This is a genomic window from Flavobacterium lacus (assembly GCF_003268815.1).
GTDB lineage: Bacteria > Bacteroidota > Bacteroidia > Flavobacteriales > Flavobacteriaceae > Flavobacterium > Flavobacterium lacus.
The window spans coordinates 29,282-44,063 of the sequence record NZ_QLSV01000001.1; the positions used below are offsets into that span (position 1 = coordinate 29,282).

The following is a 14,782-nucleotide window of genomic DNA, read 5'->3' on the forward strand; positions in this document are numbered from 1 at the left end:
TTTCACAGGTAACTTTAAATAAATCTTATTACCCGGCTTACCAATTCTTACCTAAATTATTTTTTTAAGTTGGTAACTTAGGTAAGTTGGGTAATTTGATTAAAATATGCCTTATACTTTTGTTTTTAGGGCTTGGGTAAGAAGGGAAGGATTTTTTATTTTTTTTGAAATAATTTACTTTATTACGGATTTCCGCATTTTTGTTAAAATAACTTTTTTTATATTTACAAAGAATGTATTTTCCTATCAATAAAGAAAAATAAACAAATGTAATTTTTAAAATTTATGAAGTTAAAAGGTTACATCGAAAGCGTTAATCATGAAGTAAAATCAAACATTCAAAACGATTTCAACTTTAATAATGTCGCATTTAAAGATTTTTCAAGTTTTGATTATATAAATTTTTACTTGATTTATAAATACATCTTAAATGAGGATTGTGAAGACTTTTTTTTAAGCATTCCGGAAGATGAGTATAGACCAAATTTCTTTGCGTCGATTTTTCATTCACTTATTTTAATAAAATTGTTTCAAAATTATTTTTATCATAAAAATAACAGACCCATATTACAGAAAGATGACTTAGTTTACGGTAAAATTGGAAGAGAAAATAGAATTTTAACGATAAAAGCAGTTGGGCCAGAGGAATTGAGAGTGAATTACAAGTTTCCAGTTGGTAAAGAAAAACAGGCTGAAAACACCACAATACCCTATAAAAATCAAACAAAAATAAACCCAAATCTTAAGAATGGTAGAAATACAGTAAAATATATAAATACATATAAAGAGTTTCTAAGTGAAAATTTTGGTTTAGATTTCCCTTTTATTACGGATTTCTCAAAGAAAACATTAGTAATTGCGGATACAAAATTTTTTAAAGAAAACGATTCGTTACCTGTCAACTACACAAATAAAAAGGGTAACAATAAAAACGAACTTCCTTTTTTTAATTATCTGATTGAATGTTGTAACGATTTCAATACTGCAAAAAGTTATCTACTTGACAATGAATATACTTTTGACGAAATTGTAGTTATTGGTGATAATAAGTATCGTGATTGTTTTATTGATATATTACAAGAATGTAAGTGGAAAGGCAAAGTTAATAATGTAATTATTATAGGAACTAACGAACCTTCTTCAGAACATACTTTTAAAAAATGGCTTTGGTCAAATCAAGAAATCAGAATCGCAAATAGCGAAAATTATAAAATTATTAGTAAAGAAGTAGTAAAATTTGAAGATTTATATAACGACCTAATTAATTTTTCTTCTACAATAGAAAAATATAAAACTGAAAAAAATATTGATCTTTCATTCGTTCTCAAGTATTTAAACTTCTTTTATAAAATAATTGTAACAGATTCAAATATTTCAAGAGGAATATATCAGGAATATGCAGATAGGCTATTACATTATTTTTCCGGAGATAGTTTCGAAGAGGATTTAAAGAATAATTTTTATAAAAATGATATTTATGACCCTTATCAAATAAACGAATGTAAGGGTAATATTATTATTCATTTTAAATCTATTGCTACTGTATTACAAGAGAGAAATCCCAAATGGGAAGTTATAGTTCGTAATAGTAGAGAATTGCAAAAATTCTATTTATTGGTAGAGAAAAAGAGTTATGACATTATTAAAAATCAATTACAAAAAAACCGCATCAGTAATGTCGTATTAGTAAGTGATAAACGAATTGACAATAATATTCTTTATTGGGATAAATGTTTTAATGATGATTTTAATACAGAAAATAAAATATTTGTAATTCCTTATTTAAACAATTACGATGTTTTAACTAGGTTGTATGAATTGAAAGGTAAAACAATTGTTTTGTGCTATGAGAACATTGATGAAATTGCATTTGACAAGCTAATCAAAAAAAAGTTGACAGATGAAGATTCGAGAATTACACATTGTGATAGAAACAGTTTTATAAAAACTAAATATTGTTTAAAACAAGAACAACTTAAACATAATCCATTGGATAGTCTTTTTGATTTAGATTTTAATTTACATAATAAATCGAATGCTTCGATTGAAGAATTAGAATTACCAAAAGATAAAATACTTTATGATATCTTATTTTCTGATGGTTCTAATGAAAAATTTGAATCAACAAAAGGGATTTTCTTGATTGAAAACGATGAGCAAATTAAAACTACTATAGGTGAAATATATGTTGGAGCAAAAATTAGATTCTATCAAAATAACAACCCAGAGGTATTTAAAAAAATTCTAAAAATTTTTGATTCTGAAGGATTATTAAAATCGTTTGATACTTATTCCGAAAGTTGGAGAATATCTTTGAAAAAATTATTGATAAAATACAATAATATAGAAACACTACATTCGAAGATATTTGATAATTCTAATAAAATCAATCTTGTTACTTTTAAAAATTATTTTGATAATAATTCGAGTACACGATTTCCAAGGATTAAAGTTTTAAATGCTATAAAAAATCATTGTGAAAAAATTGGTTTAATAAACGAATTGATCGTTACTGATTATGATAAATTCGTGGTTTATTCAAAAAAAGACCACTCTATTAGGCAGCAAGCCGGAAGATTGCTAGGGAGCGATTTATTAGACTATATGGCTTCTAATGAAACAGAAAAAAGCGATGCTTTGAAAAAACTTAACGATGAAATAATTGAACAGCTAATCAATACGATAGTTGAAAAAGTTATAAAACAAAAAATAATTTCTAATGAGGAATAAGTATAAAGAAGAACCAAGATTAATATTTAGAGATACCATACAAAAGAACTTAATTGGTCCGGGTTCTGATATTTTAATTAGTGATGCCGAAAATGAAATTATATCAGATTATCCTTTAAGTAGATACTTTTCAGGCATTGTTTTTCCTGAAAAATTTGTTGACCCTATTCAGGATAGTTTTGGATTTGATAATGAATCAAATGCTAATGCTGAAACTATTGATGCTGAAAATGAGACTAATGAAGAATTAATTGAATCAAATGATTCTATTCAATCAGAAGATGATAATTCAGAAAAAAAAGCTAAAGTAAATAGTGATAATGAATATTCAGAAGCTAATCAATATTTCCCAACAAACTTTGGTTTAACTTTTTGTGTCCCAAATGACCAAAAAGAAATTACAGTTGAGTTTATATATGCTAAATACAAACAATTAAAACCACTTGAAGCTAAAGTAGAAATAACTAAAGAAGATTTTGAGAAATTCAGTGGTCATCCATTTAATCCAATAAAACAACATTTAGTGTATGAAGATGGTTTTTTAATATTCAATAGAGAAACATTTGGAAAAAGTGGATTAAATGTTAGAAACTTAAAGAAAACATTTCAAGAACATGAACAGCAAAAAGAATTAATAGACTCCGTTGGATATAGAAAAGTTGAACTACTACTTGGAAGATTATGGAAACGTTTACGAAATGAACAAAAAATAATCAAAATTATACTTGAAGATGAAAATTCAAGTGAAGCTATTCCAATTCCTTTAGAAGTTGAAGAGGAAACAAAAGAAACAATTACTTGTTTTTATAAAAAAGTATTAGAAACAACTCATGGTAAGTTTATTAAAATTTTACTTGCTAACAGATTAAAACATTCAAAAAAGAAATTTTCATTCAGTAATGAGAGGTTAAATTCAAAAGCAATGTTTCAAGCACATATCAAAGTAAATGGCACAAAATTTTTACCCTGCAAACAATTTTCTGAAAACAACCCTTTTGATAAAGAATTAAATACAATAAACTTTCAATATAGAGAAGAATTTTCTTTTGCTATTGGCCACGGTTGTGCAGTTCATTGGAATGATGATAAACAACCTACTGAACTTAATACAACATTCTTGCCAGAAGTTGATATCAAGAGTTATAGTAATGAATTTAAAGAAGATTTTCCAGAAGGTTTAAAGTCAATTACACAACTAAAAAAGTTGTCTATTTGGTCTGATTTGAATGATGATGAGATTATAGATCAACTATATTTATTTGCAAAAGAATATCAAAAATGGATTGATAAACAAATCGCAATTAAAACAACAGATAATTTTCAAAATATTAAAAATAATATTATTGGAAAACAATCAGAAACATTTGAAAGACTTATTAAGAATATAACATTTTTAAAAAATAACGATGATGCATTCAAATCGTTTAAGTTAGCCAATACGGCAATGTTCATTCAAATGTTTGTTTCAAATGAGAAATATTTTGGTAAAAAGAATGTAGAGCTAACAGAAATAGACGAAAATATAAATTATGACAACTTACGATATTTTAGTGAGAATACAACTTTTAATCCCAAATACAGACCTTTTCAACTAGCTTTTTTTCTTTTAAACCTTGAATCACTAATCAATCCTGATTCTGAAGACAGAAATAACATAGTTGATTTATTGTGGTTCCCAACTGGTGGTGGTAAAACGGAAGCATATTTAGCTTTAACTGCTTTTACAATAATTAGTAGAAGAATTTTAAATGAGGACAATGCTGAAGGTGTAGCAGTAATAATGCGTTACACTTTAAGACTTCTAACAGCACAACAGTTTGAACGTGCTACAAAACTAATACTATCATTAGATTTTTTAAGAAAACAATTCAATAATAGGGATGAGTATTATTTTGGCAATACTCCTATCTCAATTGGTATGTGGGTTGGTGCTTCATCAACACCTAACTATTTCAAAGATGCATTAAGTATTTATAATAAGATAAATGACAATTTAGTAAAAGCAAATTCCAAAAAAAATCACGATTTACAAAAAGTTAATACATTTCCAATTGAAAGTTGTTCATGGTGTGGATGTAAGATTATATCAAAGAATAAAATCAATTTCTTTGAACAAGGATACCTCGCTACAGCAAATTCATTTAAAATGAAATGTATAAACAATGCTTGTACATTCAGCAATGAATTACCAATATATTTTGTAGATGATAAAATTTACCAGACTCCACCTACATTACTTTTTGCTACAGTGGACAAATTTGCGATGATTTCACACAGAGAAGAAGGTCATAAACTATTTAATTCTCTTGAAAAACATAAACTCCCTCCCGATTTAATAATTCAAGATGAGTTGCACCTTTTAAGCGGGCCACTCGGTTCCATAACGGGTATGTACGAATCTATCGTGGAATTATTATCAACAAAAGGAAATAGAAAGCCTAAAATTATTGCATCAACAGCAACAACAAGAAATACAGCACATCAAGTTGAAATGTTGTACGGTAATAGACAGCTAAACATATTTCCTCCAATAGGATTAAGTTATAATGACAACTTTTTTTCTTTCGTATCTAAAGATAGTACAAGAAAGCATATTGGATTTATGCCAACTGGTAAAACAGGACTTAATTCACAAATTCAAATTTTAGGAAACTTATTTATTGCACGTATTGAACTATTCAAATATTTAATAGAAAATGAAAAACTAACTGAAGAAGAATGCATTAATAAAATGAACTATTTCTGGACAATCGTTTCTTTTTACAATAGTTTGAGAGATGTTGGTAAAATTTATAATAAAGTTCCGGCAGAAATACTTTCTTTAATAAAATTACTTCACAGTAGATACAATATTAGTAGAGATAAATATGCTTTTAATTGGAAAGGATTACCATCTCGAACTAAAGAATTAACTAGTCGTATAGAAAGTAATTCAATTAAAAAACTTTTAGATCAATTAGAACAATCATTCAACTTAAATAAATATGAAGGAAGAGATTATGTTAATCAAACGGTTGATTTAGTTTTAGCTTCAAATATGTTTTCGGTTGGTATCGATATAAAAAGATTGAATGTGATGTTAATGAATGGGCAATCTAAAAATGTAGCAGAATACATTCAAGCATCAAGTAGAGTTGGACGTGAGGATATGGGCATTGTAATTAATCTTTTAGATGCAAACCGTTCAAGAGACAAATCCTATTTTGAAAACTATGTAAGTTTCCATAATGCATACTACAAATATGTAGAACCATTAAGTGTTACACCGTTCACAGAAATTGCAGTTGATAAAGTTATGGCAAGTCTCTTAGTTGCTTATATAAGACACAAAAAAGGGTTATATTTAAATAGTCAAGCAAAGGATTTTGAAGGTAATATAGATGAGCTAAAAACATTTTTATCAGAAAGAATTAAAAACAAGAAGCAACGTGATTATGCAATAAGTAAACTTGATGAGTATGTAAAAAAATGGGTTTCAAAAGAAGAAGGTCTTACATATAAATTATTAATTCAAAAAATTGCAGACCTAGATGAATGGAGTTTGATGATGTCGATGAGAGAAATTGATACTAATAGTATAATAAAATTAGCAAATTAAATGGGGAAATACGAACAAATACAAACAAGGAAAACCATAAGTGCTTATGGTGGTGTTGGTTCTATTGTCGAAACTCGAGATGGTTCAATAATAATAAAACCATTTGATGAATGGCCATTTTTTATTAGTATTGATGGTGATTTTCAAGAACACAACAATATAGAAGATATACGTTTCAAAAATAGGTTAAGCAAATATTTTATTAATCTTGAGCGTTTGGTGAAAATTCCTATAAATGATTTAAAAAATGGGTTTCAATTACAGAATGGTGATCAAAATACAATTGGAGCATCCTATTTTCCGGAATGGTTTTATTGTAGTAGCTGTAACAAATTTGATAAAATTTCAAATTGGAAATATAATTGGTTAAATAATGTTGACATCAATCATAAAGATAATTTTTTTCCACCAAAATGTTATAAGTGTTACGCTAGAAACCGCAACAGTAAGAGAAAATTCTTTGATTTAGAACAAGTACGTTTTATTTTAACTGCTCCAAATGGAGAGATTGCTGATATACCCTGGGATAAATGGTCAATGTTAAAAAGACAAAAAAGAGATAATTCAAATAATGTAAATAAAGATATTGATACTAACGAAGAAACAATCTCTTTATCAAATGTAGATGTTCCTAGTGATTTAATATTGGAATATCGTACTTCAGATAAATTAGATGATTTAAGTGGTATTAACATTATTGCAAAAAATAAGGAGGGTGAAACATTAAATTTTACGACATTATCCGGTTTGTTCAATTTAAGAATTAAAATTCAAGAATTAATTCCAAATGCTGAAATAAAAGACATCCTCTTTAAACCGGTTATTCGCTCTAGTAATAGTGTCTATTATCCAAATATTTTATCCAGTATTTACATTCCGGCAAAAGACGAATTAAATAAATCAAAAATCAAAATGATTAGAGAGTTATTCGATAAAGGTCTTTCGGCTGACATAATTTCGAGTGTTTTATTAGCAACTAATTCATTTACTATTGAAGCAAATACTATTCAAAGACTAATCGATAATGACTTTGTTGAAAGAGATACTGAAATTACAAAAAGTGAAAATGAGTATCGTTTTGATGAGTTTAAATACATTACTAGTAAAGGTAATGATGAAATAAAAGACTTATTGATATTTGATAAAATAGATTCTAATTATTTTCAGAATGACCTAATAAAATCCATTTTCAGAATGGATAAAATAAAATTTACATCTGTTCAAACTTCTTACACACGGCAAGAACCTATATCAATTGATACTGCATTAAAAGAAGAAGATATTGAAAGTGACAAAGTTGATGCAATACGAAAAAAATATACTTCCAAAAAAGGCTTAACTACAAAGTATCTTCCTGCTATAGAAAGTTTTGGAGAAGGTATCTTTTTTGAATTTGATAATGACATTTTAGATAAATGGATAAATTCTAATATATTAATTCTTGATCGAGTTCAACCTATACTAACCAACTATAATAAATTTGATTCTGCATTTAATAAGGACATTGAAGTAAATCCTAAATTAATATTGATTCACACATTTTCACATTTAATAATCAAAGAGTTAGAGTATTTATGTGGTTATCCTTCAACGTCAATTCAAGAACGAATCTATGTAAGCGAAAACCCAAATATGAATGGTGTATTAATTTATACTATTGCGGGTTCAGAAGGTAGCTATGGTGGTTTAACTTCTTTATGTGATGATAATAAGATTGGTAAACTAATTCAATCGGCTATAATGAGAGCTACAGATTGTGCGACTGACCCAATATGTTATCACACAACAGGTCAAGGTGTTGGAAATCTTAATATTTCAGCATGTTTTAGTTGTTCTTTATTACCTGAAACATCTTGTGAATTATTTAATAGCTTTTTAGATAGAAGATTATTAATTGATAATGATTATGGCTATTTTAAACAAATTAGTAATACATAAAACAAATTAAAAAGAAAATTCTTTCAAAACATGAGTTTCTCTTTTTTACGTTAGTTTGCTTTTTTATATATTTACACTCTATCATAAAAAACATTCTTTTTACAAAAAAAGTTCAAAAATAAAAAGTAGTTTAAAACTAGTAATGAATCAAGTTAAATGACTGATACCCGAAACCAAAACCCAGAACAAATTGCACGCGATAAAATTGACCAAATGCTTAGACAAGCAGGATGGATTGTTCAATCAAAAGAGAAAGTGAATTTGTCAGCTGGTATTGGTATAGCACTTCGTGAAACTAATACCGAATCTGGTTCTGCAGATTATATTCTTTTTATTAATTCAAAAGCAGTCGGAGTTATTGAAGCAAAAGCAGAAGACCTTGGTTATAAATTATTACAAGTGGAAGAGCAATCTTCTAGATATTCAACAGATGCAATAAAAATTGGTAAATATACTTTAGACAACGTAAAACCATTTGTATACGAAAGTACCGGAACACTTACTAGATTTACAGATTACAGAGATCCAAAGCCTAGAGGAAGAAATGTGTTTTGGTTTCATAAACCAGAAACATTGGCTGAATGGATTAAAAAAGATAAATCTCTTAGAGAAAACCTTCTATCTATGCCAGATTTAGACCCAACAGGTCTTCGTCCTGCACAGATTAAAGCGGTTGAAAACTTAGAACATTCTTTTAAGAAAAACCGACCTAAAGCCCTAATCCAAATGGCAACAGGAGCTGGAAAAACATTTACAGCAGCTACTTTTGTTTACAGATTATTGAAACATGTCGATGCAAAACGAATCTTATTTGTAGTAGATACCAAAAACTTGGGAGAGCAAGCCGAACAAGAGTTCATGACTTTTCAGCCCAATGATGATAATCGTAAATTCACAGAACTTTACAATGTACAGAGACTAAATTCCAGTTACATAGCTTCAGACAGTCAAGTGTGTATATCAACGATTCAACGATTATATTCTATTTTAAAAGGAGAAGAGTTAGATGAAAGTGCTGAAATGGAAAATCCTGAAGAAAATTCCTGGATGCAACAGCAGATAAATAAAAAAGCAGCACTTCCCGTAGATTATACTCCAAAAGTTCCAATAGAACAGTTTGACTTTATTGTGATTGATGAATGCCACCGTTCCATTTATAATTTATGGAAACAGGTGTTGGATTATTTTGATGCTTTTCTAATTGGTTTGACTGCTACACCCGACAAAAGAACTTTTGGTTTTTTCAATGAAAACGTCGTTAGCCAATATACCTATGAAGAATCAGTAACTGATGGTGTTAATGTACCTTATGAGGTTTATACAATTGAAACAGAGATTTCGCAAAATGGAGAAACCATTAAAGCAGGCTGGTTTATTGATAGAAGAGACAAATTAACTCGTGCAAAACGTTGGCAACAAGAAGACGAAGATACGGAGTACAAGCGAAATGATTTGGATAAGAAAGTTGTCAATCCTAGTCAAATTAGAAACATTATTAGAGAATATAAAAAGGCTTTAAAAACTGAAATATTTCCAAATCGTGTGGACAAAGATGGTGATTATGAAGTGCCTAAAACGTTAGTTTTTGCAAAAACAGATAGCCATGCCGACGATATTATAAAAATTATACGTGAGGAGTTTGATGAAGGTAACGATTTCTGTAAAAAAGTAACATACAAAGCTGAGGAAGATTCAAAATCGGTCTTAAACCGTTTTCGAAATTCCTATTATCCTCGTATTGCAGTAACTGTAGATATGATTGCTACCGGTACAGATGTAAAGCCTTTAGAAGTATTGCTTTTTATGCGAGATGTAAAAAGTGTCAATTACTTTGAACAAATGAAAGGAAGAGGAACAAGAACAATTACTAACGATTCCTTGCAAATGGTTTCTCGTACTGCCAAAAGCAAAACACACTTTGTAATAGTGGATGCCGTTGGAGCAACCAAATCTAAAAAGACCGACAGCCGACCTCTTGAAAGACAACCTACAGTGCCTATGAAAGATTTGTTAGGAGCTGTAACAATGGGTGTGGCAGACGAAGATTTATTCTTATCATTGGCAAACCGACTAATCCGTTTGGAAAAACAAATCACCGAAAAGGAAAAAGAAAAATTATTAGAATACTCCGGTGGTAAAAACTTAAAGCAAATTACCAAAGAGTTAATTATGGCGTACGACCAAGATGAAATAGACATCTTGGCAAAAATTGAAATAGACAAAATTCCAAGGCAAGACTTAACACCTGCTTTAGTTGAAGAAGCTAAAAAAGTAGCACATGAACAATTAATTGCTGCTGCTACTAAAACTTTTAATGGAGAACTGAATAACTATTTAGACAATGTCCGTCGTGAACACGAACAGATTATTGACAGTGTAAATATTGACAAAGTTATTAAATCCGAATGGGATACCACTTCAGTTGATAAAGCAACAGCTATTGTAAAAGATTTTAGCGAATATTTAGAGCAACACAAAGACGAAATTAAAGCATTAAGTATTTTCTATAACCAACCTTATAATCGTAGAGAAATTACTTTTAAAATGATTAAGGATGTGTTTGATAAATTAGCTTTAGAGAAACCTGTACTGGCTCCAGATTATGTTTGGAGTGCTTATGCAGTATTAGAAAATGTAAAAAGCGACCAGCCCAAAGATGAATTAACAGCCTTAGTTTCATTAATCCGCAGAGCTTGTGGTATAGACAAAGAACTGAAAGGATTTGACAAAACCATTGACGAAAACTTTAAAAACTGGATATTTAAACAAAATGCCGGAAAACACAACCGCTTTACCAACGAACAAATGGAATGGCTACGAATGATTAAAGATCACGTAGTGAGTAGTTACCATATAGAACTAGACGATTTAGATTACACACCATTTGACAGTCAAGGCGGCAGAGGAAAAATGCACCAATTATTTGGAGACCAAATGAAGGATATTATTAACGAACTTAATGAAGTATTAGCAGCATAATGAGAGAAGATTGGACAGAATGTTGCTTCGAAGATATATTAGATTACGAACAACCTACAAAATATATAGTAAATAGTACCGACTATAATGATGCCTATAAAATGCCTGTTTTAACAGCAGGAAAATCATTTATAAAAGGATATACTAACGAAACAGAAGGTATATTTGAGAATTTACCGACCATCATTTTTGATGATTTTACCACAGCATCACAATATGTTGATTTTAAATTCAAAGTAAAGTCATCAGCAATGAAAATCTTGGTGCCTACAAGTAAATTGGTAAATATGAGATTTGCTTTTTATTGTATGCAAGTCAATCAAATAAGGAATGACACTCATAAAAGATATTGGATTTCTGTTTATGCAAAAAAGAAGTTTTTATTACCATCTTTAGTGGAACAAAAAGCGATTATTTCTAAAATTGAAGAATTATTCAGTGATTTAGACAAAGGTATTGATGACCTTAAAAAAGCAAAAGATCAATTGGTAATTTATAGACAAGCCGTTTTGAAAAAAGCGTTTGAAGGTGAATTAACCAAAGAATGGAGAGAGAAACAAATTAATTTACCTTCTGTTGATGAATTAATAAAACAAATCAAAGTAGAACGTGAAAAACACTACAAACAACAAATTGAAGATTGGAAAAAAGAAGTTAAAGTATGGGAGCAAAACGGTGAGAAAGGTCTAAAACCTATTAAACCAAAAAGTTTGAAATTAGTAAATTCTTTAAAAGAAGATGATATAAAAAAACTAATATCTATTCCTAAGGTATGGAAATATCACTATTTAGCTTATGCTGGAGATCTTGGTAGAGGAAAATCAAAGCATCGTCCAAGGAATGATAAAAGACTTTTTGGAGGTCCCTATCCTTTCTTTCAAACATCTGAGGTAAAAGCCCAAGAAATTATTAGCTCATACACTCAAACTTATAGTGAATTTGGTTTAAAGCAAAGTAAACTTTGGCCTGCGGGCACTCTTTGTATTACTATTGCGGCTAATATTGCTGAAACTGGTTTTTTAGGAATTGACGCCTGTTTTCCTGATAGTATAGTGGGCTATACTCCTTATGAAAGTATTATTGATATCAAATATATTGATTACTTTTTTCAATCTGCAAAAAGAAGAATTAGTGCATACGCTCCAGCTACAGCTCAAAAAAATATTAATTTGACAACACTTGAAAATTTGTTAGTTCCTTACTGTTCAAAAAATGAGCAAGGACAAGTTGTAAAAGAAATAGAATCTCGACTTTCAATTTGTGAAAAAGTTGAACAAAGTATAAATGATAGTTTAGAAAAAGCAAAAGCGTTGCGACAAAGCATACTTAAAAAAGCTTTTGAGGGCAAATTGCTTTCTGCTGCAGAAATAGCAAGATGCAAAAAAGAAACAGATTATGAATCAGCTTCGGTTTTATTAGCAAAAATCAAAGTTGATAAAAAGAATAAATAGTATAATGAATGGCTAAACAGAAATTAAAAATAATGGTTTCTTCAACGGTTCATGGATCAGATTCAGATTTGGATCAAATTCATGGTATTTTGAATGGATATGGCTATGAAGTTATCATGTCTAAGAATGGAACCGTTTATGTACCTATTGGTGTATCAAATGAAGAAGCATGTTTACAAGCTGTAGTAGATTGTGACTTATTTCTTGGTGTGATTTTCCCAAGATATGGTTCTGGAATCACACATAAAGAATTTTCAAAAGCAATAGAGATTGATAAACCTAGATGGTTTATTTCCCATCATTTTATTGAGTATACAAGACAATTAATGAAACAATTTATGTATGACGCTAATGGTATTAGAAATGATTTTCAAATTAAATATACTCCTGTACTTGATAATATTAAAGTTGTGGATATGTATAATGAAGCAATTCAAAATCATCTTGATTCAGATAAAAGAAGATCACATTGGGCACAACCTTTTTTTAAAACATCTGATACATTTGATTTTCTTAAAACACAGTTTGCTGATATGAACAAAAGAATTATTGAATTAGAAAAACTTAATGATATTGACAATGAGTGATGAACTACTTTTAAAAAACCTTATAAAACAAGGCGAAAGCGAACAGCTCGAATTCTTGGCAGATGTTCGTAAAGATACAATTGCACGTAATCTATGTGCTTTTCTTAATGGAGATGGTGGTCGTGTATTAGTTGGTGTTTCTGATGAAGGCATGCCAATTGGTATTGAAAACCCTAAACAATATGTTGAGGAATTAAAAATATTTTTATTAGACTCTATTGTGCCAGATGCTCCTGTTACTATTTCTGTAGAAGAATTAGGTTTCAAACAGTTCATTATGCTTAAAGTTTGGGGTGGTTCTAAACAACCCTATATTTTTGATGGCAATATCTATTTCCGCAAAGGTGCAAATACACAAAAAGCAACTTCAAAAGAAATTTCTGAACTAATTCATGGTCGTCAATTGTCCGAACAGCATTGGGAAAGACAAATAACTTTAGGTGTTGAACTAGAAGATTTAGACCAAAAATTAATTGTAGATACTATAGTTGAATCGAGAAAAAACCATAGAAGCAATTTTGAAAACGATGATGTTTTAGAGTTTCTAAGTCATTATGGTTTATATCTAAATGGTTCTTTTACCAATGCTTGTGTGGTGCTTTTTGGCAAAAAGCCAAGTAAATTCATTCCACAAATAAGAGTTCGATTAACAGAATATGCTGATAGTAAAACCGACAATAGTTTAATCAGAGACCAACTTTTTGAAGGTAATATTTTTAGTATTAGAGATGAGTTAGAAAAGTATGTTAATGGTCTTGGTGTTAGAAGTTCGTTTGATAAAAATCAATGGAAGCGACAAGATTTTACTTTTCCAAGAAAAGCATTGCAAGAAGGTATTATTAATGCTTTAATGCATAGAGATTATAGTAGTTTCTCTAGTAGTGTGGCTATTAGTGTGTATCCAGACCGTTTTGTAATTTCAAATAGCGGAAAACTTCCAAATGATATTGAAATAAAAGATTTAAAAAAGAATCACAGTTCACATCCTGTAAATCCGGATATAGCACATATTGTTTTTTTACGAGGTTTAATCGATAAATTAGGAAGAGGTACAATAAAGATTATAGAAGATTGTAAAGATGCAGGTTTAAGAGCACCAGAATGGAAAGAAACTTCTAATGGTGTAACACTTACATTCTATGGTCCAAAAAGTTTATCAGAAAGAAAAGAGCGAAATGATGCTGCAAATGATGCTGTAAATGATGCTGTAAGTGATGCTGTAAAAAAGAAAGTTTATGATGCTGTAAATGATGCTGTAAATGATACTGCAAGTGATGCTGTAATTAATAGACTAATAAACGAAGTGCTACTGTTAATAGTAGAAGATGGTAAAAGCTTAAAAGACTTTATGCTTGCTTTTGATGTAGCTAGAGCAACTATGCAAAGAGATATGGCATTATTAAAAGCACATCAATTTGTGGTTTTTGGTGGAGCAGCAAAATCAGGTGTTTATAGATTAGCACAAGAATTTAAATTAAAATTAGAAATACAATAAATAA

The 14,782-nt window shown here is 29.3% G+C and carries 7 protein-coding genes; all 7 read left to right on the forward strand.

Annotated features, from left to right (window positions below):
- Positions 1-285 precede the first annotated feature (285 nt).
- The 7 genes from B0I10_RS00160 (at position 286) to B0I10_RS00190 (ending at position 14,778) form a co-directional block, all read left to right on the forward strand.
- On the forward strand, positions 286-2,730 hold the full coding sequence (locus B0I10_RS00160; protein WP_112084468.1) for a hypothetical protein: 2,445 nt from the start codon (positions 286-288) through the stop codon (positions 2,728-2,730).
- A complete protein-coding gene (locus B0I10_RS00165) occupies positions 2,720-6,328 on the forward strand; it encodes a helicase-related protein (protein WP_112084469.1) in 3,609 nt (1,202 codons plus the stop codon). Before B0I10_RS00160 ends, B0I10_RS00165 begins: the two co-directional genes overlap by 11 nt.
- Positions 6,329-8,266, forward strand: coding sequence for a DUF1998 domain-containing protein (gene drmB / locus B0I10_RS00170; protein WP_112084470.1), 1,938 nt, complete (start codon positions 6,329-6,331; stop codon positions 8,264-8,266). It abuts the gene before it with no gap.
- A 156-nt stretch (positions 8,267-8,422) separates the two neighbouring features.
- Positions 8,423-11,245: a type I restriction endonuclease subunit R gene (locus B0I10_RS00175; protein WP_112084471.1), complete on the forward strand. Its 2,823-nt coding sequence runs from the start codon at positions 8,423-8,425 to the stop codon at positions 11,243-11,245.
- Positions 11,245-12,696 (forward strand): restriction endonuclease subunit S, encoded by a 1,452-nt coding sequence (locus tag B0I10_RS15585; protein ID WP_181456859.1) that lies wholly within the window; start codon positions 11,245-11,247, stop codon positions 12,694-12,696. Before B0I10_RS00175 ends, B0I10_RS15585 begins: the two co-directional genes overlap by 1 nt.
- Positions 12,697-12,704: 8 nt before the next feature.
- The gene (locus tag B0I10_RS00185) at positions 12,705-13,283 is read left to right on the forward strand and encodes a DUF4062 domain-containing protein (protein ID WP_112084472.1); all 579 of its coding nucleotides are present in this window, start codon (positions 12,705-12,707) and stop codon (positions 13,281-13,283) included.
- On the forward strand, positions 13,276-14,778 hold the full coding sequence (locus B0I10_RS00190; RefSeq protein ID WP_181456860.1) for an ATP-binding protein: 1,503 nt from the start codon (positions 13,276-13,278) through the stop codon (positions 14,776-14,778). The genes B0I10_RS00185 and B0I10_RS00190 overlap by 8 nt, the downstream gene beginning before the upstream one ends.
- The last annotated feature ends 4 nt before the right edge of the window (positions 14,779-14,782 follow it).